At 58.3% G+C, this 25,544-nt stretch carries 23 protein-coding genes; 10 read left to right on the top strand and 13 right to left on the bottom strand.

The features are described 5' to 3' along the window. The first annotated feature begins 94 nt into the window (after positions 1-94). A complete protein-coding gene (locus tag B8783_RS18830; protein WP_139792163.1) occupies positions 95-208 on the top strand; it encodes an integrase core domain-containing protein in 114 nt (37 codons plus the stop codon). A gap of 356 nt (positions 209-564) precedes the next feature. Here the strand turns inward: B8783_RS18830 and B8783_RS18825 are convergent, their stop codons facing one another. The 5 genes from B8783_RS18825 to B8783_RS03170 all read right to left on the bottom strand — a co-directional run bounded on the left by B8783_RS18825 (position 565) and on the right by B8783_RS03170 (position 7,437). Next, on the bottom strand, positions 565-762 hold the full coding sequence (locus B8783_RS18825) for a transposase (RefSeq protein WP_084418308.1): 198 nt from the start codon (positions 760-762) through the stop codon (positions 565-567). A gap of 258 nt (positions 763-1,020) precedes the next feature. After that, positions 1,021-1,443 carry a PaaI family thioesterase gene (locus tag B8783_RS03185; RefSeq protein WP_084418307.1) on the bottom strand — a complete coding sequence of 141 codons (423 nt, stop codon included), beginning with the start codon at positions 1,441-1,443 and terminating at the stop codon, positions 1,021-1,023. Next, positions 1,440-2,300 (bottom strand): alpha/beta fold hydrolase, encoded by an 861-nt coding sequence (locus B8783_RS03180; RefSeq protein WP_233355656.1) that lies wholly within the window; start codon positions 2,298-2,300, stop codon positions 1,440-1,442. The genes B8783_RS03185 and B8783_RS03180 overlap by 4 nt, the downstream gene beginning before the upstream one ends. A gap of 741 nt (positions 2,301-3,041) precedes the next feature. Then, positions 3,042-5,504 carry a TonB-dependent receptor gene (locus B8783_RS03175; RefSeq protein WP_084418305.1) on the bottom strand — a complete coding sequence of 821 codons (2,463 nt, stop codon included), beginning with the start codon at positions 5,502-5,504 and terminating at the stop codon, positions 3,042-3,044. A gap of 670 nt (positions 5,505-6,174) precedes the next feature. Beyond that, on the bottom strand, positions 6,175-7,437 hold the full coding sequence (locus B8783_RS03170) for a cytochrome P450 (protein ID WP_084418304.1): 1,263 nt from the start codon (positions 7,435-7,437) through the stop codon (positions 6,175-6,177). Positions 7,438-7,616: 179 nt separating this feature from the next. On the opposite strand from B8783_RS03170, the gene B8783_RS03165 reads away from it, so the two are divergent. The 9 genes from B8783_RS03165 to B8783_RS03125 are packed head-to-tail and all read left to right on the top strand — an operon-like array spanning position 7,617 to position 17,847. Continuing rightward, positions 7,617-8,357, top strand: a complete 741-nt coding sequence (locus tag B8783_RS03165; protein ID WP_084418303.1) for a FadR/GntR family transcriptional regulator — start codon at positions 7,617-7,619, stop codon at positions 8,355-8,357. Between the two features lie 43 nt (positions 8,358-8,400). Beyond that, positions 8,401-9,576, top strand: coding sequence for an NAD(P)H-dependent flavin oxidoreductase (locus tag B8783_RS03160; protein WP_084418302.1), 1,176 nt, complete (start codon positions 8,401-8,403; stop codon positions 9,574-9,576). Beyond that, complete coding sequence (locus tag B8783_RS03155) at positions 9,573-10,763, top strand: thiolase C-terminal domain-containing protein (protein ID WP_084418301.1); 1,191 nt, start codon at positions 9,573-9,575, stop codon at positions 10,761-10,763. Before B8783_RS03160 ends, B8783_RS03155 begins: the two co-directional genes overlap by 4 nt. Further along, positions 10,760-11,221 carry a Zn-ribbon domain-containing OB-fold protein gene (locus B8783_RS03150; RefSeq protein WP_084418300.1) on the top strand — a complete coding sequence of 154 codons (462 nt, stop codon included), beginning with the start codon at positions 10,760-10,762 and terminating at the stop codon, positions 11,219-11,221. Before B8783_RS03155 ends, B8783_RS03150 begins: the two co-directional genes overlap by 4 nt. A 7-nt stretch (positions 11,222-11,228) precedes the next feature. Continuing rightward, positions 11,229-12,479, top strand: a complete 1,251-nt coding sequence (locus tag B8783_RS03145) for an acyl-CoA dehydrogenase family protein (protein WP_084418299.1) — start codon at positions 11,229-11,231, stop codon at positions 12,477-12,479. Then, positions 12,479-13,570 (top strand): acyl-CoA dehydrogenase family protein, encoded by a 1,092-nt coding sequence (locus B8783_RS03140; protein WP_084418298.1) that lies wholly within the window; start codon positions 12,479-12,481, stop codon positions 13,568-13,570. Before B8783_RS03145 ends, B8783_RS03140 begins: the two co-directional genes overlap by 1 nt. A 58-nt stretch (positions 13,571-13,628) precedes the next feature. Then, positions 13,629-15,242 carry an acyl-CoA synthetase gene (locus B8783_RS03135; protein WP_084418297.1) on the top strand — a complete coding sequence of 538 codons (1,614 nt, stop codon included), beginning with the start codon at positions 13,629-13,631 and terminating at the stop codon, positions 15,240-15,242. Beyond that, positions 15,239-16,876, top strand: a complete 1,638-nt coding sequence (locus B8783_RS03130) for a flavin-containing monooxygenase (protein WP_084418296.1) — start codon at positions 15,239-15,241, stop codon at positions 16,874-16,876. The genes B8783_RS03135 and B8783_RS03130 overlap by 4 nt, the downstream gene beginning before the upstream one ends. Continuing rightward, positions 16,873-17,847, top strand: coding sequence for an alpha/beta fold hydrolase (locus tag B8783_RS03125; protein ID WP_084418295.1), 975 nt, complete (start codon positions 16,873-16,875; stop codon positions 17,845-17,847). The genes B8783_RS03130 and B8783_RS03125 overlap by 4 nt, the downstream gene beginning before the upstream one ends. Before the next feature lie 567 nt (positions 17,848-18,414). Here the strand turns inward: B8783_RS03125 and B8783_RS03120 are convergent. From B8783_RS03120 to B8783_RS03085, 8 genes are all read right to left on the bottom strand, one after another. Continuing rightward, the gene (locus B8783_RS03120; protein ID WP_084418294.1) at positions 18,415-18,834 is read right to left on the bottom strand and encodes a ribbon-helix-helix domain-containing protein; all 420 of its coding nucleotides are present in this window, start codon (positions 18,832-18,834) and stop codon (positions 18,415-18,417) included. A gap of 8 nt (positions 18,835-18,842) precedes the next feature. Beyond that, positions 18,843-20,852, bottom strand: coding sequence for a conjugal transfer protein TraG (locus tag B8783_RS03115; protein ID WP_084418293.1), 2,010 nt, complete (start codon positions 20,850-20,852; stop codon positions 18,843-18,845). A 23-nt stretch (positions 20,853-20,875) separates the two neighbouring features. After that, the gene (locus B8783_RS03110) at positions 20,876-22,633 is read right to left on the bottom strand and encodes a relaxase/mobilization nuclease domain-containing protein (RefSeq protein ID WP_084418292.1); all 1,758 of its coding nucleotides are present in this window, start codon (positions 22,631-22,633) and stop codon (positions 20,876-20,878) included. A gap of 247 nt (positions 22,634-22,880) precedes the next feature. Next, the gene (locus B8783_RS03105) at positions 22,881-23,600 is read right to left on the bottom strand and encodes a lytic transglycosylase domain-containing protein (RefSeq protein WP_084418291.1); all 720 of its coding nucleotides are present in this window, start codon (positions 23,598-23,600) and stop codon (positions 22,881-22,883) included. Beyond that, a complete protein-coding gene (locus B8783_RS03100) occupies positions 23,587-23,934 on the bottom strand; it encodes a DUF736 domain-containing protein (protein ID WP_084418290.1) in 348 nt (115 codons plus the stop codon). The genes B8783_RS03105 and B8783_RS03100 overlap by 14 nt, the downstream gene beginning before the upstream one ends. A gap of 13 nt (positions 23,935-23,947) precedes the next feature. Next, positions 23,948-24,526 carry a S26 family signal peptidase gene (locus B8783_RS03095; RefSeq protein WP_009802157.1) on the bottom strand — a complete coding sequence of 193 codons (579 nt, stop codon included), beginning with the start codon at positions 24,524-24,526 and terminating at the stop codon, positions 23,948-23,950. After that, on the bottom strand, positions 24,523-25,029 hold the full coding sequence (locus tag B8783_RS03090; protein ID WP_009802158.1) for a DUF2840 domain-containing protein: 507 nt from the start codon (positions 25,027-25,029) through the stop codon (positions 24,523-24,525). The genes B8783_RS03095 and B8783_RS03090 overlap by 4 nt, the downstream gene beginning before the upstream one ends. Beyond that, positions 25,026-25,310, bottom strand: a complete 285-nt coding sequence (locus B8783_RS03085) for a helix-turn-helix transcriptional regulator (RefSeq protein WP_009802159.1) — start codon at positions 25,308-25,310, stop codon at positions 25,026-25,028. The genes B8783_RS03090 and B8783_RS03085 overlap by 4 nt, the downstream gene beginning before the upstream one ends. Between the last annotated feature and the right edge of the window lie 234 nt (positions 25,311-25,544).

The following is a 25,544-nucleotide window of genomic DNA, read 5'->3' as shown; positions in this document are numbered from 1 at the left end:
CATGGACAACATCTTCATCGAACGTCTCTGACGGTCGCTCAAATATGAAGCGGTCTACCTTCAGGACATTGCCGACGGCTTCGCTGCCTAGCGCATCATCGACGACTGGATGCACTTCTACGATTGCGAGCGGCCACACTCGGCCCTTGGCAAGGCCACGCCCGATGAGGCATACGGAGAGGAAATCGCATTCAGAAAAGCGGCCTGATTAACTGCAAGGGATATACCTTAGCAAGGCCGGAAGACTGTGCAGTAAAAACAGGACCACCTCAGGTCGAGGTCTGCATGGTGAGTGGATTAGGTCCGCTAAGTATGTCTGACAAGCGCTGTGTAAAGCCGGCAGTTTTTAAGTCGATGCGCCAGGCTTTGATGATGCGTTGGGTCTCACCAAAACTATTGGGGAAATGCTGCGTCAGGCCTCGACAGCAGACAGCGGTTGCGCTGGCCTGACCGGGAAACTTTCTTGGAAAAAACATCCTGAAGGACCGTCTTGTCGAGTTTGAGTTCGGCGATGAACTTCTTCAACCGAGCGTTGTCGTGGAGGTGCTGTTTCAGTTCCCGGATTTATTCAGACCCGAGTCCGCTAAACGTCTTCTTCCATGTGTAATAGCTCTGCTGTGTGATCCCCATCTGGCAAGTCAGGTCCGCTACACGCATCCCCATATCGGCTTGCTTCAGGGCCGAGAAGACCTGCTCAGTTGAATAGCGCTTCCTCTCAATTGCAGGCTTCCTAATTCGGGAAATTCGCGGGAAGACCGACATCAAACCCGGACTACTTACACCCGGTCAAGTCTAATGTTTAGAATGGACAACTTCATATTTCATAGGCGGCGGCTAGGACAGTTCAAAATCCGAGCACTTATTAGAAGTAGAGTCGGTCAGCCGTATAGGCCAGTCGACAAGGCCGCGGCTCTTACTTGACAACTTTCCGTCACATTGGGTAGCCCTTCTTATGCTAAAGGTCAGGGGTGCTAATGTGCTGCCAGCCCACGGCCAGTTAGCTTAGCAGCAGAAACCGCATTATGTCATTCGGCGTGCCATGTGGTACGCACCGCGTCCGCTTGAAAGAAGCACACCGCCTGAATTTCTAATCGTGGCTTCAGCCACCGATATTGTTGAACCAAGACGGATGACTTTGCCCGTCACTGAAAGCGTGCTGGGTGTCGCAGCCTTGTGGTAGTCCACACGCAAGTCAGCCGTGGCTGCGGGCGCGTTTCCCGAGGCGAGCAAAGCGTAGAAGCCTGTCAGGTCAATAAGCGATGCGAGAATGCCGCCATGCGCAGATTGCGCGCGTGGGTTCGAGACAACTTCATCTCGCCAAGGCATCTCGAGTCTGAGCGCATCTTCGTCTGCGCTGATTGCCTTGATACCAAGCCATCGATGAAAGGGCGCTGCTTCAAGCGCAAACTGTATGTCCCGAAGTGCTAAAGATGGGGTGCTCATGTGGGGGCCTCGTGCAATTGACGTAGAACGGTGGCAATTGCATCAGTGAAGATGTCATTGCGGTCTCCAGTCACCATGTGACCCGCTCCAGCGACATCGGTGCAATGTGCATCAGGTGCCAGCGCGCGGAAAGTGGTGACAGATTCTTCTGATACAAGCTCACTCATGTGGCCGCGTATTAGATTAAGCAGCACACAGATATTTTGAATGGCTTGCTTGATGTCGCCCGTTCGCGCAACTGCGCGACGTCGCATAACATCTTTGATGAAGGCTGGGTCCAAACGCCAGCGCCTCTTACTGTCCTGACGCAAATTCTTTCGCAAGCCGTTCAGATCTTTTGGGCGGGGGCGGTGCGGAAGATAAATTGCGAAGAGATCTGCGGCTTGTTCAAGTGACTCGATACCGTTCTCGATGTGGGCGCCCATGAAGCCGACTACTTTTGTAACGCCGACAGCATCCATATTCGGCCCTATGTCGAAGAGAGTGACCGACATAAATGCGTCACGGGAAAGCCTGCCAGCCGCGACAGTAGCCGCAAGCCCGCCAAGTGAGGCCCCTGCAACGTGTGGCCGAATTCCCCTTGGCGCCAGTTGCTCGGCGATGCCCATCAAGTCCCTGGCAATGGCTTCCAGCGAGTAATCTCCGTCGGCGGCCCAATCGCTATCGCCGTGTCCGGGAAGATCCATGGCGATTGAGCGATGCCCCTCCAGTGCAACTGCTTCTGCAGCGGCTTTCCAAGCGTGACGCGTTTGTCCTCCACCGTTGGCAAAGACGACCGCAGGTGCTGCAGGATCGCCAATAGAACTATGCGCCAGCTTCAACCCTTGGGTGTGAAGGTACATGGTGTGATCACTCAAGCCGCCCGACCCCCGTAAACACTGCAGGAGATATTTGTTAGGGTAGCATACAAATATTGCAAATAGATTCTTCCCTGCAGCTGTCCATCAGGTCGCGGGTGACCAGGCTCATTAAATTTTTCCTATAAAGTTGAGTTCTCTCATTGGTAAGGTTGCACGACACTTGCGCAGAGTTTTCGATTCCCAAAAGGAGGCGATTAGCTGGTCGCGATCATAGCGGCATGCGCTTATTTGCGTGTTCATAACGGATCGCCCCGACCGAGATCGCGCCAGCGGAATCGTCTGATGTTGGACGTGCAGAAATCAACGCGCGGAAGAGGTGGCGCCAGCAGCCGACTACGTCGCAGATTAAACCTCGAACTTGGCATACACCAAGAACTCATCATTGCGTCAGGTGCAGGGGCGATGTTTACTGGAATCTGAATTCCTGACACCTCTTCCGGGAGGCTGGCACAACGGCCTTGTCAATATCATCGGCTCAGCAACCAGTATGATTGCGAATAGGGAGCTGAAGCCGTCCGAATGAAACCTCGTTCGCAGGCCGGTGCCTCTCCACGTCAGGCTGACAGTGCGTGACTTCAGCGAGGAAAAATGCTGCAGGTATGGCCTGCGGAGTGCTGCGACATCGAGCAATCACTCCGCAAGCAACAGTTTGAGTTTCGTATTCCTGCAGGTCGATGAGGCTGGCTATCATGCTTGGCCAACTCAAGGCAAGTTAAGCCGATACAGCCTCACGACCCTCTAGAATCGGACACGGGCGGTTGCGCCGAAGGTCAAGGGTGGCGAGAGGAATGCACCAACCGCGCTTCCCGGTTCTGTTTGAGTAGCAGCGGTACCTTGAAGCGGCGTATCGAAAGCAAGTTCGTAATAGTCCTCATCAAACAGGTTCTGCGCCCACAGTTCCAACTCGAAGGGAGAGTTGTCACTGTAGAATGACATTCTTGCATTTACCACAACCAGCTCTTCAACCTCCTTGAGCGGATCGAGGTTCGAACCTGAATTATACTTTGAAGTGAACCGGCTCGATACATTGAAGCGCGCATCCCAGTCGCTGATGAACGAGGTTTCATAGGTTGCGGCCAACGTACCCGACCAACGGGGCGCAAATGAAATTGTGCTTCCCGGCAAGCGCGGCGGCGCGAAAAAGTCTACCGCTTCGAAATCATCATACTGGGTTTCCGCATAGACAAGACCGCCCTGCAGTGTCAGCCCTTCAAGCTGTTCAGGCAGGTACCGGACATCGAACTCAGCACCCTTGGAAATCACACCGGGAACAGATGTCACGATGAAGCTCGTACCGGTAAACGTGTTGAGCTGAAAGTCGCTATACTCCTGATAGAAAATCGCGCCGTTGAAGAACAAGCTATTTGCCGCATTGTTGGTCTTAAAGCCGACCTCATACGCATCAACAGTTTCGGGATCAAAGCTGGTATCCAGGTTGGGCTGAAATGGCGTGGGATCTGAGGGACCAAACTGGCTGCGGTCAAGGTTGAAACCACCGGCCTTGTAACCGCGCGAATAGGACGCGTATGACATCAGATTCTCACTGACCCGATATGCCCCCTTTACTGTACCTGATAAATCCTCGTCAGAGCGATCCTGCGTGGCGCTCACACCCACAAAGTTGTCGTTTGTCCAAGGCAAGCAAAGCGTTGGTGTCAATCCACCTGTAGGGCCAAATACGGCCAAGGCTGTGGTACAGCTACCCGCTTCGCCATTAAAATTGGACTCCAGCGTCTTCTCATCAATCGTATAACGAAGACCGACCGTGAGGTCGAACTGATCGCTCAAGCTGAACGTATTGTTCGTGAAGATGGCGTATGTATCCGCAGTTTGTTCATAAACGTCTGCGGTTGCATTTGCCTCGCCCGTATAGATATTACCTGGCAGCGAAGACAGATCAAACGCACCACCACTCGCACCGAGCAGCAATTGTTGAAAGTAGAAAAAGTAATCATTGCCGTAAGTAATGAAATCTGTACGATCAAGAGTTTCATTCGCGTAAAACACACCCACCTGCCAGTCGACGTTATCGGTCGCGCCCGCGAGTCGTAACTCTTGGCTGAATGTGGCAAAAGCGTCCCTGGACGTTTCGTCATCTCGATACCAAAGATCGGCGGCACTAAAATCTGTATCCTGACCCGAGCCGTTTTCCCAATCGCGATAGGATGTGATTGACGTCAATTCACCGAGGCCGGACTGCCACTCGATATTCGCTGACACACCCCAGTCCTCGGTCGTCTGCGTGGCGTCGCGGTTCGCAAAGGCGACGCGGTCGAACGGATCGATCGGAAAAGCAGAGGCCCCGTCACCGCCAGCCAGCAGCGTGATCAGCGGGCCCCTGGCCGGGTCCACCGCGATATAGTCACCCATGCAACAATCTTCTTCCCGATCAGTATAGTCAGCAGAGAGAAGAATCTCGAGGTCGCTGGAGGGCTCAAAACGAAGCTGACCTCGAACGGAGTAGAAGTCATACTGACTCGTTTCGTCCTCGGTACGTGGACCGTTACCGGTCTTTACGTCCAAAAGACCGCCGCGCTCTTCGTATACTCCGAACAGGCGACCGCTCACCGTCTTAGAAAGCGGTCCGGTGACTTCTGCAGACGTGCGAAGGAAACCTTCGTTGCCGATCCCGACCTCGAAGATCGACTCTAACTCGTCAGACGGTTTCTTCGTGATGACATTGATAACGCCCGCGGAGGTAGACTTACCAAACAAGGTTCCCTGCGGACCCTTCAGTACTTCGATTCGCTCGATCTCGCCGAGATCGCCGAAGGAAACGCCGTTCCTGGCGCGCGGAACCCCGTCGATTACAACACCTACGGAGCTTTCGAGACCGGGATTGTCACCAACCGTGCCAATGCCACGAATCCGCGCCGTAGTATTTGCTTGCTTTGACGAAGAAGTTACAAGCAGGCCCGGCGTCACAACCGTGAGGTCCTTGATATCCTGAACGCCGGCATCGCTGAGAAGCTCTCCGGACAAGGCGGTCACGACAATTGGCACATCCTGCAAGCTCTGCTCGCGCTTTTGCGCTGTAACTGTGACTGCGCCCAATCGACGTGTGCTCTCCGCGCTTTCCGCCCCGGACGTAGAAGCGCCTTGCTCGTCCACTTCATCTTGCGCCTGAGCACCGGCGGCAAACAGCAATACCGCTAAAGATGTCGAAATCGTAGTCTTCGACAATTGGTTAAAATAGTGCACCTCGTTTCCTCCTTATATCTAATGCATACTGTATATTATAATACATTGTGCTTGGGATGGAACAGTCGTTTTGGCCACGCCATAAAATCGTCGGCGGGTGGTGCAAATTTGCAATATCGCCGCGCGCCAGATTAAGCGTACAGCAGTCGGCGGATGGGTTCGCACTTTTGTTCGTCACTTTAGAGCTCGAGCAGAGTGGGGGCTAGTATCATCAACGTTCGTGCCGTCGACGGAATGCAGTCCATAAAGTGAGCGGATCGTCTAGAGGTAAGTCTGCTCACGGTCGCTCGCCATATTTTACTTAATGCGCTCGTGGGGCAGCCTTTCCAGTCGCGCAATAGCTTGCCTTTGCCCCTAGCTCTCTTGAGGGCGTTTGCAGCAAGAACGTGCCGTCCCCGGTGCGAAATTAGTCGGCATCTCTACGCGAACTATGCTGAACTCACCGATCAAGATTGGGCGACGATGCTCCCCGGCCAGTTTCTTGATTGCTTCGCAAGGACATGCAAATTCTAAAGCGTCTTCGCGGTGTCGACGGAAGTTTGGTGTATGTGGCGACAATACTACCCAATGTCCCCGGCAAGTCTTCAGGACTCGACCTGCTTTCGCGCCTCTCTGTTGGAGGCGGGTGTCACTTTGACCATCATGAGCTCTGCCTTCTTTGTTTAGCCAATCAGCGAGCATGCAGCCGCACTGGCAGTTTCGTGATGCCTCGCACAAGGTTCGAAAACAGACGCTCGGGCTCGCCGGTCACTTCGACTTTTGCAAAACGCTTGTGGATCTCTTCCCATATGATCCGCAGCTGCAATTCCGCGAGCCTGTTGCCCATGCAACGATGGATGCCATAGCCGAATGACAGGTGGTGACGCGGGTTCTTTCGGTCGATTATGAACTGGTCAGCATTCTCGATGACAGACTCATCCCGGTTGCCCGACAGATACCACATCACCACTTTATCACCTTTTTTGATCAGCTTTCCGCCAATCTCGTAATCCTGGAGCGCAGTCCTGCGCATATGAGTCAACGGTGTCTGCCAGCGGATAATCTCTGGCACCATGCTGGTGATCAGCGACGGATCCTCATTCAGCTTGCGATATTCTTCAGGGTTCTGATTAAGGGCGAGCACGCCGCCGCTGATCGAGTTCCGCGTAGTGTCGTTGCCGCCCACAATAAGCAGCAGCAAGTTGCCCAGAAACTCTAGGAAGGGCATGTCCCGCGTCGCCGGAGAATGCGCCATCATGGATATGAGGTCGTTCTTGGGGGCTTGGTTAATACGCTGATCCCAGAGCCCTTTGAAATACATCGCGCATTCAATCAGTTCTTCGCGCCTTGCCTCATAAGATTCGACGATGCCAGTTTCAGGCGCGGCCGTTGCGATGTCGGACCAGCGAGTGAGTTTGCGCCGCTCTTCCCAAGGGAAGTCGAACAAGGTCGCAAGGGTCATTGTGGTCAACTCGACCGAGACTTTATTAACCCAGTCGATTTCCTCACCAACCGGAAGATCATCAAGTATCTTGCACGCACGCTCACGGATTGTCGGCTCGAGCAACTGCAAGTTTGACGGCGCGACTGCGGAGTTAACGGCCTTGCGTTGCTGATCGTGCTTGGGCGGATCCATGGCGATGAACATTTCAAGCTCAAGCGCACCTTCCCCCGCATGCATGTCCTGAATGGCAATTCCGCCGAGCTTCGCTTCCGACGAGAAGACTTTGTGATTGGTGTCAACGGCCATGATGTCGTCGAACTTGGTAACCGACCAATATGGCCCGACTTTGCTCTCAGGACAGTAGTGGACTGGATCCTCTCTGCGCAATCGGTCGAAAAACAGGCCAATTGTATCTTTCTGAAAAAGGCTCGGCCGTGAAACATCGATTTGCTCCATCGGAATGGTCGCGATTTTTTCGGCCGTGTTCAGCTCAATTGTTTCTATACTCATGTTCTATCCTTCAGTCCGTACGCGAAAATAGCGCGCCACCTTCTGGCAAATTAGCGGCCCCGCAACATGCCGCATTTAAATATTATCATACATACTTGACGATTAGTTACAACCATGGAAGCTAAACGCTTGATTTGGCCGTTCATCAGATTAATTATGATAATACATTAGGTTCAAAGATGCAGCCCAGGGCCGACAACGCAAAGAAGGCAAAGCGTGCACTTTCGCTCGCACAAGACATCGTTCGCGACATTGAAGCTGGTGCACGCGTTGCGGGAGACCGGTTGCCACGCGAAGAAGAAATGCTCGCGCGGTACGAAGTCGCCAGAGCAACCTTGCGTGAAGCGCTCCGTTTCCTGGAGCTTCAGGGCGTAATCCACCTTCAATTGGGCCGTGGCGGGGGCCCGGTGGTTGCGCGCCCGCAGTCCGGTGATTTCGCAAATAGTCTTTCTCTCATACTGCAATTCATGGAAGCAGACCTGAGGGGTCTGCTCGAACTGCGTGAAGCCATAGCGCCGGATGTTGCAGCCTATGCCGCCCAGCGCGCGACCACAGGCGACCTCAGCGCACTCGCCGATTGCCTTAAAGAGCTTGAGCGGAATGAGGCGGGAAGCCAGTTCGAGGAACTGAACCGTCGGTTTCACGACCTGCTCGGTTGGGCCAGCGGCAATCCGCTTTTCGGCCTTCTGACCTCCACCTTGCATTTACTGACCCGCGAATTTTCGCGCTCGCTCGGCTATTCCGCCCAGGAGCGCGCAGTCCAGTTGCGAATCCTGCGCCGCGTTCTGGAAGCGGTACGCACAGGTGATGCCCAGGAGGCGCGGCAGGCCATGGCCCGCCTTGTGTCAGGTTCGGCAAATTATTTAGCTGAACGAAGTCCTGATCTGGTTTCTCAAAAAGTGAGGTGGGGACAAATTTAGAAGACTTGCGAACCGCAATGTCTAAGACGGGAGAATAAATAACATGCCGCTACAAACCCGCATATGCGAAATTCTCGAGATCGAATATCCGATCTTTCTGGCCGGAATGGGCGGGGCAAGTGTCCCCGCGCTCGCGGCCGCGGTATCGAATGCAGGGGGGCTAGGCGTCCTCGGCGCCGCGGCGTGCTCGCCGGACCAGTTACGTAGCTGGATCCGTCAGACCCGCGAGATGACCGACAAGCCGTTCGGGGTGGATACGCTTCTGCCGGCCTCGGTCCGGCGGGGGTCGGCGCCGCAATCCGGTAACGCGCCCGCCAACCCGATGGCAAAAATCGACGAATACAAGGAGTTTACCCGCGATTTCATGGCGCGGGAGAACCTTCCCGAAGTCGATGCTGCAGCAGCGATGCGCGCCGCAGGTTCGCCGGATATGGGCAAGAGCCAGCTCCAGCTATTCTCGAGAGAATTCTTCGAGGCGCAGATGGAGGTGGTGATTGAGGAAAAGGTGCCGGTCTATGCCGCGGGCCTCGGCAATCCCGCGCCCTGGATGGACCGTCTTCACGCCAACGGCACCAAGGTCATGGCGGTGATAGGCAAGGTCAAGCATGCCGAGCAGGTGGTCGATTCCGGTATCGACATGATCGTCGCCCAAGGTCACGACGGCGGCGGCCACAATTCACCTATCGGAACCATGTCGCTTATCCCGCAAGTCGTGGATGCGGTCGGTGATCGGGTTCCCGTGATCGGTGCAGGTGGTATTTCAGATGGGCGCGGTGTCGCGGCGTCGCTGATGTTGGGGGCAGAAGGCGCGTGGATCGGCACCGCATTCCTCGCAACGGACGAAGCAGGCATCGAGCATTTTCAGAAGGAAGCAATCACCGAAAGCGGTGACGCGGATACCGTCGTAAGCCGCTCGTTAACCGGCAAGCCTGCCCGCATGATCCGTAACAAATGGGCCGATGCGTGGGTTGCTGCGGGCAAGGAACCACTGCCCATGCCTTTCCAGTCGATAATTTCAGGTCCGGTTATGGCTTCAGGCCTCAAGGCTGAGCGCAAGGATGTCATGCCTGGCTTTGCTGGCCAGGGAATTGGCCTCATCCATTCGATCCGGCCCGCAGCCGAGGTGATGCGTGAACTTGTCGAAGGTGCGGAAGTCGCATTCTCCCGCTCGTTTGTCGGAGACATGCAGTCCAGCCAACAGGACAAGCATCAAAAATGAGCGCCACATCCACCTTCAATTTCAGTGACAGGTCCGCAATCACGGGCGTCGGTGAAACCGCATTCATCAAGGGCGCCGAAAATACCGCGGTCGACATGATGCTCGAAGCTTCCCGCAAGGCGATCGCTGATGCCGGGCTGAAGCCATCCGACATCGACGGCATGGTTCCGCCGCCGATCTACACGACATCGGAAGAAATGGCCGCCAATCTGGGTATCAACGTATTGCGCTATGCGGCTACCGTTCACATGGGTGGAGCCAGCCCGACGACAGCGCTCCAGAACGCGGCGATGGCGATCGCCAGCGGACTTTGTGACCACGTTCTCGTAACGCTGGGCTGGAACGGCTATTCCGCACTCAGGCCCAAGGCCGGTGCCCCGCCTACCCGGCCGATGAACATGAACACTCTGACCAACACCATTCAGGGCTATTACATTCCTTATGGCGTGTTCCTGCCGGTGCAGATGTATGCCTGGCTCGCCCTGCGACATTCCAAGCTCCACAGTGTCGGGCCGGACGCGATGGCCGCTGTGGCACTCGCATGTAACCGTCACGCGCAGCTAAATCCGAGAGCCTTCAATTATGGCCGTACATTCGATCTCGAGGCATATCACTCGGCGCGCTGGATATCCGAGCCTTTCCGGCTCTACGATTGCTGCCTGGAAACCGATGGTGCCTGTGCGGTCGTTGTCTCGCGCATGGAACGGGCCAAGGACATGCCGCATGTGCCGGTAAGCATCGCAGGCGCGGCTGAGGGCCACCCCTATCCCGCCGACGACATCCCCTCGCGGCCCGACCCTTTCAAGATCGGCCTCAGCTATGCCGCCCCGCGCGCATTCGAGATGGCAGGCGTCACCCGCGAGGATATGGATTTTCTGCAAATCTACGACTGCTTCTCTTATATCGTGCTGTTACAGCTTGAAGCGCTCGGTTACTGCGAACCCGGCGGTCAGAGCGAATTCGTCGCTGATGGCCAGATCGAGCTGGGTGGACGCTATCCCATCAATACCCATGGCGGCTTGCTGAGCGAAGCGCATGTCTGGGGCCTCAACCATGTTGTTGAGGCGGTCCGCCAGCTGCGCCACGATTGCGGCGAGCGTCAGGTCGCAGATGCCCAGACCGGCCTCGTGACCGGCTGGGGCGACCTTGGCGACGGGAGTATCGCAATCCTCAGGAGGTTTACGTGAGCGACAAGAACGAACTGCCGCCTAAAATGCGCTTCAAGGTGCAGAAGGCTCCGCCCAAGCCGAAACCGCGCCCGCAGGATCCTATCGAACAGGAATTCTGGAATCGGTGCCAGGATGGCCATCTCTATTTCCAGCGTTGCAGCGACTGCGGCACGTTCCGCCACCTACCTCGTTATATGTGCGCGAAGTGTGGCTCACCGGAATTTTCGTGGGAGCGCAGCACTGGCAAGGGTACGCTTTTTTCCTGGACCATCACCCACCAGGCCCTGCACCCGGCATTTGCCGCCGACATTCCCTTCGTGGCTGCGGTGGTTGAACTCGAAGAGGGTGTACGCATGGCCACTCGTCTGATCGATTGTGACCATGATAGCCTCAGGCTCGACCTTCCTGTGGAATTGACATTCGAAACAATCGGGGACGACTTCCGTCTGCCCGTTTTCCGTCCCTGCGAGGAATAGAAGCGATATGGATCTCGATTACGGCCCCGAATACGACACATTCCGTCAACAGGTGCGCGATTTCATCGAAGCGCATAGCCACCTTGCGCCGCCGTCTGCGACTCGGGCAGCCCGCCCTTCACCCGAAGCCGTCCAATGGCAGAAGCTGCTGATCGAAAACGGGTACACTGCCCGCACGATCCCGGCGGAGTATGGCGGCTACGGCGCGGAACCCGACATCCTCAAATCGCGCATCATCTCAGAGGAGTTTTCACGGGCCGGGGTGTCGGGCGGGCTCACGAACCAGGGCATCTCGATGCTCGTCCCGACTTTGCTGGAACTCGGCACCGAGGAGCAGAAGCAACGCTGGATCGAACCCACGCTGAAAGGCGAGATCGTATGGTGCCAGGGCTATTCTGAACCCGGTGCCGGATCGGACCTGGCCAGCCTCAAGACCAACGCGCGAGTCGAAGACGGCAATTTCGTCATCAATGGCCAGAAAATCTGGACCAGCACGGCGAAGCAGGCCGACATGATCTTCTGCCTCGTGAGGACCGAGCCCGACGCACCAAAACACCGCGGCATTTCCTACCTGATCTTCTCGATGGACACACCGGGTATTGAGGTTCGTCCCTTGAAGACGATGACAGGCCACGCCGAATTCAATGAGACATTCTTCACCGATGTCCGCGTTCCGGTGGACCAGATTGTAGGGGCGCGGGGCCAGGGCTGGCTCGTGGCGAATGCAACCCTCGGCCATGAGCGCGGAATGCTGGGTGATCCCGGCGCGCTCGAAAACCGGCTACAGGCACTGATCGCCCTGATGCAGGAAGAGCGTATCGGACAAGCCCGCGCAATCGACAATCCGGTTCTGCGAGATCGGCTGTTGGCGCTCCAGGCCGAGGTGTCAGCGATGAAATGCAATGGGATGCGTATCCTTTCGAACAGCCTCAAGGGTGAGTCAGGCGGCATGGCGAAGCTAATCGTCAAGCTGCAAAGCTGTGAGATTGCCCACCAGATTTCAGCACTGGCGATCGACGCCATGGGTGAGATAGGCACGCTTTACCATGGCAGCCCGCGAGAGCGCGAAGGAGGCGCGTGGCAATGGAACTACATGTTCCAGCTCGGTCTCATAATAGGCGGCGGCACCGCGCAGATTCAGAAAAACATCATCGCCGAACGTGGCCTCGAAATGCCGCGCGAACCGAAGCTCGCAAAGGTTTCGGATGCGGCGAAAGCAACCGCAGACATAGCGCGTCACAAACAGGGATCAGCCTAATGGATTTCGGATTATCTCAGGACCAGCAGATGTTACGTGATGCGGTTGCCCGTTGTCTTGCGGACACCTGCCCACTCGATCATGTCCGCGAATGCGCCGAACTGGACAATCCACTCAGCGACAAGGTGCTCGGCGCCGTTCAGGACCTGGGAATTCCCGCAATGCTGGTACCTGAAGAGCATGGCGGCCTCGGCATGACCCTTCTCGACGCTGCCATAGTTGCCGAACAGCTCGCCTATGTGGTCGCGCCAGTGCCTTTTCTCGCCAGTCATGTACTTGCGCCTACCGCGCTGAGCGAGGCTGGTAGCGAAGAACAAAAAGCACAATGGCTACCGAAGATCGCGAACGGCGAGGCGCGTATCGCTGTCGCGATTTCCGAGACGGTCGAGGCACGCGACGGGGCGGGCGTTTCCTCTGCTGATGGGAAGCTCAGCGGAACCGCCCTGTTCTGCCTGGATTTCGAGGGAGCTGACGCTTACATCGTAGCCGACGCTGGCGGCCGGCTGCACCTCGTTACAGCCGATGCCCTCAAACTGGAGACGATCCGGCTGACGACCGTTGATCGCACCCGCAGTGTCGGGGAATTGCGTTTCGAACAGACAGAGGCAGAACCGCTTATTGACGATAACGGCGCGACAACGGCCCGGTTGCGCGATGCGGGCCGTGTGATCTTAGCTGCTGACAGCCTTGGCGCAGGCCAGGCCATGATCGAAAAGGCTGTCGATTATTCTGGCCAGCGCGAACAGTTTGGCCGGCTCATCGGCAGTTTCCAGGCCGTCAAGCACATGTGCGCGGAGATGGCCGCACGTCATGAGCCATGCCGCTCGCTTGTCTGGTATGCGGCCCACGCCTTCGATTCGATACCGGAGGATGCATCCATTTTCGCCTGCCATGCCAAATCACACACAGGCGAAGTCCATCGCTTTGTCGCCCGCACCTCCACCGAAGTGCATGGCGGAATGGGATTTACGGACCTGATGGGTCTTCATTACTGGTTCAAACGTATTGGCTTCGACCGGCAAGCGCTTGGAGGCCCCGAAACGGTGCGGGCCGAATTGGCAGCCCTACAAGGTTGGATAAAAGCCCCGTAATACACTCATTGTATACGGCTGCGAGATTTGCGGCCCAGTCTTGAAGGAATCAAGCAACATGATCGAATGGAATCTCGGCGACATTCTCGACGCAATCGAGCCCGCCATGCCTCAAGACGCTCCGGCCTTGATACACGGCGACCGGATCATCACTTGGCCCGAAATGTCTGCGCGCTCGAACAATGTCGCGCGCGCGTTGCGACAACGCGGAGCTAGCGACGGCGCCAAGGTGGCTTTCTACATGCGCAACCGCCCTGAATATGGTGAGCTGATGGCGGCCTGCTTTAAGGGGCGGTTGACTCACGTGAACATCAATTACCGCTATCGCCCCGAAGAAGTTTTTTACATTTTTGATGATTCTGACAGCGAGGTGATTATTTATAGTTCGGAGTTCCGTGACTGTATCGTCGAACTCAAGGACCGGCTCGGAAAGGTTCACACCTTCGTTGAAATTGGCGATGCTTCGCAAATCGCACCTTTTGCGATCCCTTATGAAATTCTCGCGCAGGAAGGTGATGGATCAGCGCTCGGCATCACGCGCTCGCCTGACGATTTGCTCTTCATTTATACCGGCGGCACGACAGGGATGCCCAAGGGCGTGATGTGGCGTCACGACGATATGCGCAAGGCGCAACTGGACGCCCAGAAGCTGCTCGGCCCCGTTCCGCAAACAGTCGAGGAAAACGTCGCCCTAATCACCAGTCAAGGGCCTGGCAGACGTACACTTCCCTCCTGCCCGTTAATGCACGGGACAGGCTTCATCACTGCGATCGGCACGCTCATGTCGGGCGGTGCCATCGTGACTCTGTCGGACCCATCTTTCGATGCGCTTGAATTGTGGGAGACGGTTGATACGCACAAGGTGGAAAGCATCTCAATTGTGGGCGACGCTTTTGCCAAACCGATGCTGCAGGCGCTGAACGATAATCCCGGTCGCTGGGACACGAGCAGCCTTGTCTCCATTGTTTCATCCGGCGTGATGTGGAGCAAAGAGGTCAAGGCTGGCCTGTGCAAGCATATCCCCCAAGTGGTGCTGATGGACAGTTTTGGCGCTTCCGAAGGGCTCGGCTTCGGCCTCTCCGTCACAACCGCAGAGGGGGGCACGAACACCGCGAAATTCGGGATCGGTGAATTCTGCGATGTCTTCGATGAAAACGACCAGAAAGTAACGCCGGGCAGCGGCGTACCGGGATATATCGCTCGCAAGGGCGCAATCCCGGCGGGATATTACAAGGATCCCGAAAAGTCCGCCAAAACCTTCCGTACTATCGACGGGGTGCGCTATTCGATTCCAGGCGACTGGTGCACGGTCGAAGCCGATGGCAGCCTGACCCTGCTGGGCCGTGGCAGCGTGTGCATCAACACGGCTGGTGAAAAGGTCTATCCGGAAGAGGTCGAGGAAGTCCTCAAGACCCATCCCGCCATCGCTGACGCGCTGGTCGTGGGCGTGCCGAGTGAAAAATGGGGCCAGGCCGTCACCGCCGTCGTGCACCTGAGTGGCGACGCTGCATTCGACGAGCAAGGCGTCAAAGACCATGTTCGTCAGCAATTGGCCGGCTACAAAACGCCAAAGGCCATCCATCCAACGGAAACAGCTCTGCGCGCATCCAACGGCAAGGCCGACTATGCAACAGCAAAAGCAATCGCCGAGCGTTTGACGGTCGCGTCATGAGCAAGCGGGCTTCTCCTGATTACGACGCCGTAATCGTCGGTGCCGGCTTCAGCGGGATCTACCTGTTACACAAGTTACGTAACGCCGGGTTCAACGTGTTGCTGGTGGATGCTGCGGCCGAGCCGGGCGGTATCTGGTATTGGAATTGCTATCCGGGCGCACGAGTGGATTCGCAGGTGCCGATCTACGAGTACTCAATACCTGAAGTGTGGAAATCATGGACATGGAGCGAACGATTTCCCGGCTGGAAAGAGCTAAGAGCGTATTTCCAGCATGTTTGTGATACACTCAAGCTGTGGCCCATGATGCGCATGGGGTCACGGGTCACAGGCGCGAATTATGAGCAAGAGGCGCAGCAATGGCGCCTGCAACTCAACGGAGAGGAAACTGTTACGACACGGTTCCTCTTGCCCGCTATTGGTTTCGCATCAAAGCCGCATATCCCTGATTTTCCCGGCATTGAGGATTTCGAAGGCGAATGGTTTCACACGGCGCGCTGGCCACAACAGGGGGGCGATCTCAGCGGACGCAAGATTGCCTTGATCGGCACCGGGGCAAGCGGTGTGCAAGTCGCGCAGGAAGCCGCGAAGTCCGCATCGAAGCTGACCCTATTTCAAAGAACACCAATCCTGGCGCTGCCCATGCGGCAGCAAAAGCTATCAAAGGAAGATCAAGAACGCGACAAGCAGGATTATGCTGCTATCTTCGAAACGCGCAAGCAGACCAGCGGAGGGTTCGAATCTCAATCGCTGGACGTTTCGGCGCTCGAAGTTGACGAGAATGAGCGCACCGCACACTTCCAATATCTGTGGCAGAAAGGCGGCCTCAGGTTCTGGTATCACAACTTCTCCGACCTGCTAATCAATCGCGAGGCGAACCGCTACGCCTATGATTTCTGGCGAGACAAGGTTCGCGCTAGGATCTCCGATCCCAATCTTGTTGAACAGCTCGCGCCTTCCGAACCACCCCATCCATTCGGCACGAAGAGACCTTCGCTCGAGCAGTGTTATTACGAGATTTTCGCGCAGGATAATGTCGATCTGGTCGATCTGAAGGCAACCCCCATCACCCGGATCAAACCGCACGCGATAGAGACCGCTGACGGCGAGGTGGAATGCGACCTCATCGTTTACGCCACTGGTTTCGATGCCGGGCGCGGCGGCATGGTCGATATGAACATCATAGGGACGAACGGCCTGTCTGTTTCACAAGCTTGGGAAGACGGGTTACGCGCCTATCTCGGCATGGCGATAGCAGACTTTCCAAACATGCTGTTTGCATATGGTCCACTTAGCCCGTCGGGTTTCTCGAACGGCCCAACCAGCGCAGAGATACAGGGTGACTGGATTTGCGACTTTCTTGTCTGGATGCGGGACAATGACAGTCATCAATTCGAACCCAGTGCGACCGCAGAAGCGGGGTGGACAAAAATGGTGGCACAGGCTGGCGCCATGACACTGTTTCCCGAAGCGAATTCCTGGTACATGGGCGCAAATATCCCCGGCAGGAAGCGTCAGCTGATCAACTTTCCAAGCGTGTCTGGATATGTCGTACTCTGCGAAGATGTAGCGAGCGATGGGTATCGCGGCTTCATCATCGACAAACAAACCAGCAATGAACAGATGATGGAATGAATATATTGACGAAAGTGACAAATTTTCCCGACGATATCAGCCCCGTCTGGGCTGGCGATGGTTCGCATCTGCCGGAGTGGTTTGTGTCGGCCCTGAAAGTGCCGCGCGAGGAAGGTTATGTGGAGATCGACAATGCGAAAGTGCATTACTTTCGCTGGGGCGACCGCAGCAAGCCGAAAGTGCTTATGACACATGGCTTTCTCTCCCACGCGCGCTGCTTTGCCTTCATCGCCCCATTCCTCGCCGAAGACTATGACGTTGTCGCGTTCGATCTCGCCGGCATGGGCGACTCGGAGATGCGTGGGCAGGCCGATCCAGAAGCGAGAGGGCGCGAATTTGTTGAGATTGCCGAGGCGCTCAATCTGTTTGCAGATGGCCACAAACCCACCATCGTCGCGCACAGTTTCGGTTCCGGCGCAGCGCTCACTGCCGTGACGAAATCGCCCGATCACTTCTCCGGCCTCGTAATTTGTGATCTCATGGTCATGCGCGCCGAGCTCCTAGAGCAATACTGGAACCAACGCCGTTCCAGCCCGGGGTCAGGTGATCCTGACAAGCCCAATCGGTCCTATGCGACCTATGAAGAGGCACGCAAAAGATACGTCCTTGCCCCGCCCCAGCCGGTTGGCGAGCCTTTCCTCCTAGATTACATGGCCTATCACTCTATGCGGCTCGACGGCGACAACTGGACATGGAAATTTACACCCGAGGTATTCCGGCAAAGCAATAAGTCGGAAGAATGGCTTACGATCGGCCAGCGACTCGTGAATACGCCGGGTCGCAAGACCATTGTTCATGGTGCCAAGAGCCAGCTCTTTACCAAGGATTCGGCTGACTACATCCGTGAGCTAGGGGGCGGTGACATTCCTATCATCGCCGTTCCTGAAGCACGCCATCATTTGATGCTCGATCAGCCATTGGCTTTCGTGACCGCACTCCTGAGTGTCCTGCGCCTCTGGGAGAATAAGTAGACCAGCCCCCGACACCGCTGAACAGGGCTTCAGTGCGCCATGTATCGGGTTGTCTCAACTCATGGCGAACACATTCACTACGATGGATAATTCAGCTGTTTTTCCAGTCCCGAAGGCCTGGAGTTCAAACGCTCATGAAGTAGCCTCCCCGCGCACTTAATACCGAAAAGCCTCAACCGCGATGGCTTCTTATCCCGGATACGAAGACGCTCAGACTAAGCTCCGGGAGCTTATCATCCCAAATGATGTAATCTTTGCTGCCTGTTTCAGCCGTGTCGACGACCCGCTCAGTGATCTGCGTCACTGCATCCCGCTTGAACTCCTCGCTGAAATTACCCGTACCCTTCACCGCCTCCTGGCCTCAAATTCAGGGAAGAAGACGTCTACAAATCTAGGGGCTATTCATTGGGGCTGCACTACGAGGATATCGACGACTTCAAAGAAAGGCGTTAGATGCTGGAGGCGGCTACTTCTGACCACTTGGGTTGCGGCGAAGTTGAAGAGACATTGGAGGATGACCATTGATCAATGGCCTTGAGAACGTGCTAACAGGGTTTACGGCGCTCATTACTCCGAATTGCCACTTGCGATGTCTTGCGAAACTTCTTTGGCGAAGGTGCTCCCCTTCGCCAGCCGCCTTCCGAGGGTCTCCACAAAGCCTTCATACCGCTCGCGGCCTTTCGCCTGCGCGGCATCGCGCATCGTATCTGGCAATGGCGGAGTCGTCGTGAGCCAGAACCGGACGAACAGAGCAAGCGCCTCATTGCCGATCGTCACGTCGCGTTCGAGCCGTTCGACAACGCGAGTCAGACGGTCAAGGCGTCGCGTGATCGCAGCCTCGCGCTGATCGGCGGCGTCAGGTGAGAGATAGGAGGCCAGCGCCGCTTCGACGATCTGAGATTTCGACACATTGCGCCGCGCCGCTAAAGCGTCGAGTTCGGCTGACAGCGACGGATCGAAATACACATTCTGTCGATCTTTCTTCATGGCGGACCTCAGAGCTCGATGCCATCATCGGCATCGAGCGAAGCTTGGCGCGCAATGCTTTTGAACCGGCCCTGCATCTGGCGAGCGCGTTGCGCATCGTCATCCGGTTCGTCGTCCAGGCCTGCAAACTCTTCCCGTGCGGACGGCGCCGGTTCCGGTGCGATGTCTTCATGTTCGGGCAGGTCCGGCTCGCGGCGGATGCCGCCGTCGGTGTCTTCGCCCGCATCTCTGGTGGCCTTCTTCCTTGGCTTGGGGGTAGCTATGGGCGCCCGGTCGCTCCAATCATCCGTTTGCGGTTTATCGGGCACGGAAGGGTCTGCAGTCAGCTGCGGCGGCGACAGGATGCGTGTATTCAGCTGCGGGTCGGCATAGTAGCGCGCCTTCTTCCCCCGGATCGGCGGCGCGCCGGAGACGAGCACGATTTCATCATCCGGCGGCAATTGCATGATCTCGCCAGGCGTCATCAAAGGCCGTGCGGTCTCTTGCCGGGAGACCATGAGATGGCCGAGCCAGGGCGACAATCTGTGTCCGGCATAGTTCTTCATCGCCCGCATCTCGGTCGCCGTGCCGAGGGCGTCGGACACGCGCTTGGCGGTGCGCTCGTCATTGGTCGCGAAACTGACCCGCACATGGCAGTTGTCAAGGATGGCGTTGTTCTGCCCATAAGCCTTCTCTATCTGATTGAGGGATTGCGCGATCAGGAAGGCTTTCAGACCGTAGCCCGCCATGAAGGCGAGCTGGCTCTCGAAGAAGTCGAGCCGCCCGAGCGCCGGAAATTCGTCGAGCATCAGCAACAGGCGATGGCGCTTGCGATTGGCGTTCAACTCTTCTGTCAGCCTACGTCCGATCTGGTTCAGCACAAGCCGGACGAGCGGCTTTGTGCGGCTGATGTCGGAGGGCGGCACGACGAGATAGAGCGTGGTCGGCCGCGCGCCAGAGACCAGATCCTTGATCCGCCAGTCGCAGCGGCTCGTGACCCTGGCGACGACGGGATCGCGATAGAGGCCCAGAAAACTCATCGCCGTAGACAGAACACCGGAGCGTTCGTTTTCCGATTTGTTGAGGAGTTCGCGCGCCACCTGCGCCACGACCGGATGCGGCCGGTCGCCAAGATGCGGTGTGCGCATCATCGCCGCGAGCGTCGCCTCGATCGGCCGGCCCGGATCAGAGAGGAAGGCGGCGACGCCGGCGAGCGTCTTGTCCGCCTCGGCGTAGAGGACATGGAGGATCGCGCCGACGAGCAGCGAATGGCTAGTCTTCTCCCAATGGTTCCGGCGTTCGAGCAGACCTTCCGGATCGACGAGGATGTCGGCGACGTTCTGGACGTCGCGTACTTCGCTGTCGCCGCGCCGGACTTCGAGCAGTGGATTGTAGGCCGCGCTCTTCGCGTCGGTCGGATCGAACAGGATGGTGCGGGTGAACCGCGCCCGCCACCCGGCGGTGAGCAGCCAATTCTCTCCCTTGATGTCATGGACGATGGCCGAGCCCGGCCAGGTCAGGAGACTCGGGACGACGAGGCCGACGCCCTTGCCCGAGCGGGTTGGCGCGAAGCAGAGCACATGCTCCGGGCCGTCATGCCGGAGGTAGTGGTTCTCGAAGCGGCCAAGCACGACGCCGTCCGCGGCAAGCAACCCGGACGATTCAACGTCCTTCCGCTCCGCCCATCGGGCTGAGCCGTAGGTGGTTACGTCGCGCGCCTCGCGAGCCCGGAGGACGGAGAGGAAAATCGCGACACCGATCGCGGCGATCCCGCCGCTGCCGGCAATGATCGCGCCTTCGACGAACACACGCGGCGCATAGGCGTCGTAGAAATACCACCAGACGAAGAAGCTCCAGGGCGGATAGATCGGCCATCCGAGAATGTCCGTCGTCGGCGCGCCGAGCTGAGGCTGAAAGCCGAGCCGCCATGCGGTCCACTGTGTTGCGGTCCAGATGAAACCGACCACAACGAGCGAGACGATGATGATCTGGCCCCAGAGGATTTTGGTGGCCTGTGTTGGCTGTGTCTTGATCGGCATGTCTTTTCCTTCCGGGGCAATGCTCAGACGCCAAGCCCGCGCTTGCGGCCAAGGCTCCAGTCGATCCCGCCGCCCGGCGTCATCGTTCCCATCACGGTCTGGCCGAGATGGCGTTCGAGCTGGGGTTTCCACGGGACGAGTTCGAAGCCGAGACCGTCATCGACCATGGCGAAGCGACCCGAGGCGAGATCGAGCCGCTGGCGATAGGTGCCGGAGATGCGATCACCATCGACGGGCTTGCGGCGAGGCAAGCCGGTCTCGGCCTCGATAGCCGCCGCCGCCGTGTCGAGTTCTCGGTCGCGCAGCGTTTTCAGAAGATCGCCGGCGAAGGTGATGCGCCGGCCGTTTCTGATCGCCAGTCCTTCGGCGACGAGATGATTGCCACGCCGGTCCAGTGCCCCGCGGACCTCGGCGCCGAAGCCGCCCATGCTGAGCGGCGCGCGTTCCTTTGCCAGTTGCACTCGGTCGAGCCAGGTCGCGCCGTTCGCACCGATCTGGGTTTCGAGGTTGAGATCGGAGCGGCCGACGAGGGCCATGCGCTGACCACCGCCATCGTTCGAACGCCAGACACGCGTTTCGACAATGCCGCCTTCGGGCGTGTCGCCCGTGGCGTCGAGATCGTTGAAGCGCAGATGATGGACGCGGCCGTCCACCGCGTCGATCACGGCATAGGCTTCACCGCTCAGCTCGTCATGGAGGCCACGTTCGACGAGTCTTCCCAGCACCGGGGCGTGAGGCGTGTCTTCAATGGCGAAGTCCGCTTGCGCGCGATCGGGTCCGCCCGCCATGGCGCGATGCATGGTCTTGATGATGTCGCCCCGGATGGAAAGTTCGCGCAACGTCTGTTGGGCGCCGGGCTTCAGCGACCACACGGTGGGGGCGAGCTTGTCGGCGAGGCCGAGCCGTTCGAGCGTCTGCGCGCGGCCGATCAGCAATTTGCGTAGTTCTGGATCGCGCGGCTCCGGCGACCCGAGACGCAGATCGGCAACGCCGGCGCCGTCATCGGCAAGCCCTTGCAGCGCGCGGTCAAGACCCGTCCATCGTTCGGCTGTCACCTCAGCCTGAAGTCCGGATGCGATCTCCTGCTCGGAGCGCGGCCCGAGCTCCAGTTCGACCAGTTGCTCGGCGCGGCTGCGGAACCCTCGGCTGATATAGTCGCGGGCGATGACAAGGTCCTTGCCGTCGTCGGCGCGGCCCCGCACGAGAACATGGATGTGCGGATTGTCTGTGTTCCAGTGATCGACGCCGATCCAGTCGAGCTTGGTGCCAAGATCGCGCTCGGCCTCATTCATCAGGTCGCGCGTGTAGGCGCGCAGGTCTTCAAGGCGGTCGGCGTCTTCGGGTGAGACGATGAAGCGGAAATGATGCCGGTCCTCTTCGCAGCGTTCGGCGAAGGCGCGATCATCGACGTTGTCTGCTTCAACGCCGAACATGCCTGCGTCGCGACCGTCGCGGGTCACCCCCTCGCGCTTGAGATAGGCGATGTGCTTGGCGAGCGGGGCGGAACGGAAACGTGCGCCGCGATGACGGACGACGCGCGCCTTGATGACGACGCGCCGCTGGGTGCGTGACAGTCCGCGCGCTGCGCCGGCGAAACGGCCTCGGCCGAATTGCGATCCGCGACGACGTCCTTTCGAACCGTTCAGCTTGTATCCGGTGTGTCCGGCCTTGCGGGCCGCGCCCATGACCTGGCCGACAAAGCTTTGCGCCTTCCGGGCGCTTGTCCCTTTGTTGCGGATACGGCCGGGCCGGATGCGCATGTCATTATCGCGGTCGCTCATGACAAAGCGCCCGCTTGAAAGCGCGCGGCACGGTGAAACCCGCATAAAAACAAAGGGTTGAGCCGTGGGGCGGCACTGTACCCATGACCGCAGCGGGCGAAATACCCAACAACAACAACGACATAGCGTGCATCCGTGCCGCGCCTTTTATCTCGCCCTCCCGTTGTTGTTGCGCCTTCCGTCTCCGTCCTTCCTCCCGGAAACACGCCATCGCGCGACGGACTGCGCGAGAGTGCGATCAGCGGGATCATCGCTGATCCCCGGTTCCATGTGGCGGGAAAAGGCTGTCGGAGGCGCCCGATGTGTGCGGAGGATAAACGTCGGTGCCGCTGCCTGGGTGCGTTTCGTCAGCAGCCGATTGTCGATCATCATGCGCGGCGAAGAGTGGCGCCGTGCGCCAATCCACGGTCAGAATTGCGCTCTGCTCTCGCCGTTCTGCTGCAACCGACGCGCTGAGGAGCGGCATCAGCGTCGCCACATAATCGCGGGTTTCTCGGGGCAACGGTCGGCCTGTAGCTAGATGCTCGGCGTAGCGTGTCGGTCCCGCATTGTAGGCGGCGAGAAAGCCCGGCGATCCGAAGCGGTCATGCAGTTCGCGCAGATAAGCGGCGCCGGCGAGAATGTTGTCGCGCGGATCGAACGGATCGCGCCCCAGACCGTAACGCGCGCGCAGTTCCTCCCAGGTGTCGGGCATGATCTGCATCAGCCCCATCGCGCCTTTCGCGCTTTCCGCCCGTGCAGCCCCGGCGCTTTCCGCGCGCATGATGGCGACAAGCCAGTGCTCCGGAATGCCGAAGCGCAGCGAGGCTTGGGTGATATAGGCTGCATAGGAACGGCTGCTTTTCGATGCCTTTAGAGGCGCGGTCTCTGCATAGGCGACGTCAGAGATGACAACGCCTTGGAACAGACCGCAGAGGGCGAGCCTTGCAACCAACGCGCAGTGTCGAAACGGCTTAGCGGGGCTCATCACGCTTCTCGGAACGCTTTGCGGGGCGGTTCCAATGGAGCGCCCAATGCTCGTCTTCCGCATCCGTCTTGAAGAGATTGGCGCGGATCGGAAATGCGAAGGTCGGGTCGTCGATCTGCAAAGAGATGTATTCACCAGCCTTCTCGCCGGTGCGTTTCCAGCCGGCGCCGATCTCCGGTCCGTCGTGATCGCCGTGATGGATGCGATAGTCGGGCGCGTTTTCGCTGTCCGACGATGTTGCCGGGACGAGGGTGAGTTCTCGGTAGAGAATGAGCGTGTGAAGGCGTCCGGTGAAGCCGGTTTCTGTGCGGGTGAATTGACCGATCTGAGCCATGGGGCAGTTCCTTTCATTTGCGGTCGGAAGAATTTTCGAGAGCGTCGGCGTCGTGATCGGCGCGCCAGACATAGTGGCCGTCGCCGTCTTCATCGGTGAGGATCGGAACGGCGCGCCCGATCACGGCGTCTGCCGGGAGTGCGCCGAAATAGCGACCGTCGAGACTGTCGGGATGGCTTGGATTCAGGAGGAAGAGTTCCGTCTTGGCGACGAAGTGGCAGCCCTGCCAAACGGGCAGGTCGCGTCCGAAGCGGTCGCTCGGCTGGGCCTGCGCCAGGGGGATGTCGTCGACAGCGACAGCGGCGCCATCGCGGCAGACACGTTGTCCGGGAAGCGCAGCGACGTGCTTGAGGAGCGGTACGCCCTCGGGCAGATAGCCGCGCTCGGCGAGATAGGTCGCAAGCGATTCCGGCGGATCGACGACGACCAGATCGCCTACGGCAAGATCGTCGTCCGACGCAACGGCGTATAGCCCGATGGGCGCGCTTGCGGACGCGTTCCAGATCAGCTTGGGGCTCACATGAACGAAGGCCAGTCCGCCGATCGCGAGCACCGAGAAATAGGTCGTCATGACGTATCCGAACCGGGTCATGACACGCTCCCCGCCGACGCGGCTCGCAATGTCAGTGGATCGGGTGGACAGGCTTGGCGCAGGAGCCAGGCGCGATGTTGAGCGGCTGTGTAGCCTCGCGGCTCCAGGCCTGCTGACAGCCTGTTGTGAACGTGGCGCCAATAGTCCGGCGCGGCGTCGGCCGGGTCGATGCCGAGCGCTTCGATCGCATCGGCGAACTGAAGAACCCGTTCGACCTTGAGCCAGCCGGACTGGCGCAGCAGGCTATCGCCGCCGGGTGTCACCTGCGGCACGGTCGCATAGGACTCACCCGGTCGGGGCGCACGCAGGATGTCGATCCGGCTTTCCGTAGTCCCGAAGTCGTTCGCCTGCCAGCGGACGAAGGCGAAGACGGCGCCGGGATCGAAAGCGACGGTGCTGCCACTGCGGCTCTGGATCGTTGTCCGCACGATCCGGCCGAAGCGAATCCAGTGCTCGATCTGCTTCTCGATCCAGACGAGTTCGACAGTGGCGCCGCCGCTCATGAGCGGGCCTTCCGTGCATAGGCGGGCGAGATCGCTGCATGCCGCTTGGCGGGCAACACCTCGTCGCCCGTGTCGTCCGAGGTCGAGTTCTTCTCTCCCCGGCTGACCCAGGCTTGCAGATCCTCGATCGCGTAGACGACGCGCCCGCCGATCTTCGAGTAGCGTGGCCCCGTGCCATAGGTCCGGTGTTTTTCGAGCGTCCGCCCCGAAAGGCCGAGAAAATGGGCCGCTTCCGGCGTTCTCAAATAGCGTGGGGGAAGTCCGGCATTGGGATCGGGCATGGGTCGCGTCTCCGGTTAGGCCATCCCGCTTCGGGAAGCGCGGGACTGTCGGAGACGAGAAAAGCGTAAGATGCGCGCCGGGAGGGATGACGATCAGCGCGCGGCGAAAACGTCACTCCCCTTTGGGGGGCATGAGAACGGAGTGTGAAGAGGTATCGTTTGGTGTTAGAAATCTTAAGGTGTAGGACACGGTAATAAGATCGCCCAGTAGGCGCGCATTATGGACGTGAGAAG

The organism is Henriciella litoralis, assembly GCF_002088935.1.
Taxonomy (GTDB): Bacteria; Pseudomonadota; Alphaproteobacteria; order Caulobacterales; family Hyphomonadaceae; genus Henriciella; species Henriciella litoralis.
Note: the sequence above shows the minus strand (reverse complement) of the source record. Positions and strands in the feature narration are given on the sequence as shown.

What these genes read in the sequence shown, in the direction of transcription:
- B8783_RS18825 (WP_084418308.1), bottom strand. Translation starts at nt 762, where the DNA reads ATGTCGGTCTTCCCGCGAATTTCCCGAATTAGGAAGCCTGCAATTGAG.
- B8783_RS03185 (WP_084418307.1), bottom strand. Translation starts at nt 1,443, where the DNA reads ATGAGCACCCCATCTTTAGCACTTCGGGACATACAGTTTGCGCTTGAA.
- B8783_RS03170 (WP_084418304.1), bottom strand. Translation starts at nt 7,437, where the DNA reads ATGAGTATAGAAACAATTGAGCTGAACACGGCCGAAAAAATCGCGACC.
- B8783_RS03165 (WP_084418303.1), top strand. Translation starts at nt 7,617, where the DNA reads ATGCAGCCCAGGGCCGACAACGCAAAGAAGGCAAAGCGTGCACTTTCG.
- B8783_RS03160 (WP_084418302.1), top strand. Translation starts at nt 8,401, where the DNA reads ATGCCGCTACAAACCCGCATATGCGAAATTCTCGAGATCGAATATCCG.
- B8783_RS03155 (WP_084418301.1), top strand. Translation starts at nt 9,573, where the DNA reads ATGAGCGCCACATCCACCTTCAATTTCAGTGACAGGTCCGCAATCACG.
- B8783_RS03145 (WP_084418299.1), top strand. Translation starts at nt 11,229, where the DNA reads ATGGATCTCGATTACGGCCCCGAATACGACACATTCCGTCAACAGGTG.
- B8783_RS03140 (WP_084418298.1), top strand. Translation starts at nt 12,479, where the DNA reads ATGGATTTCGGATTATCTCAGGACCAGCAGATGTTACGTGATGCGGTT.
- B8783_RS03135 (WP_084418297.1), top strand. Translation starts at nt 13,629, where the DNA reads ATGATCGAATGGAATCTCGGCGACATTCTCGACGCAATCGAGCCCGCC.
- B8783_RS03130 (WP_084418296.1), top strand. Translation starts at nt 15,239, where the DNA reads ATGAGCAAGCGGGCTTCTCCTGATTACGACGCCGTAATCGTCGGTGCC.
- B8783_RS03125 (WP_084418295.1), top strand. Translation starts at nt 16,873, where the DNA reads ATGAATATATTGACGAAAGTGACAAATTTTCCCGACGATATCAGCCCC.
- B8783_RS03120 (WP_084418294.1), bottom strand. Translation starts at nt 18,834, where the DNA reads ATGAAGAAAGATCGACAGAATGTGTATTTCGATCCGTCGCTGTCAGCC.
- B8783_RS03115 (WP_084418293.1), bottom strand. Translation starts at nt 20,852, where the DNA reads ATGCCGATCAAGACACAGCCAACACAGGCCACCAAAATCCTCTGGGGC.
- B8783_RS03110 (WP_084418292.1), bottom strand. Translation starts at nt 22,633, where the DNA reads ATGAGCGACCGCGATAATGACATGCGCATCCGGCCCGGCCGTATCCGC.
- B8783_RS03105 (WP_084418291.1), bottom strand. Translation starts at nt 23,600, where the DNA reads ATGAGCCCCGCTAAGCCGTTTCGACACTGCGCGTTGGTTGCAAGGCTC.
- B8783_RS03100 (WP_084418290.1), bottom strand. Translation starts at nt 23,934, where the DNA reads ATGGCTCAGATCGGTCAATTCACCCGCACAGAAACCGGCTTCACCGGA.
- B8783_RS03095 (WP_009802157.1), bottom strand. Translation starts at nt 24,526, where the DNA reads ATGACCCGGTTCGGATACGTCATGACGACCTATTTCTCGGTGCTCGCG.
- B8783_RS03090 (WP_009802158.1), bottom strand. Translation starts at nt 25,029, where the DNA reads ATGAGCGGCGGCGCCACTGTCGAACTCGTCTGGATCGAGAAGCAGATC.
- B8783_RS03085 (WP_009802159.1), bottom strand. Translation starts at nt 25,310, where the DNA reads ATGCCCGATCCCAATGCCGGACTTCCCCCACGCTATTTGAGAACGCCG.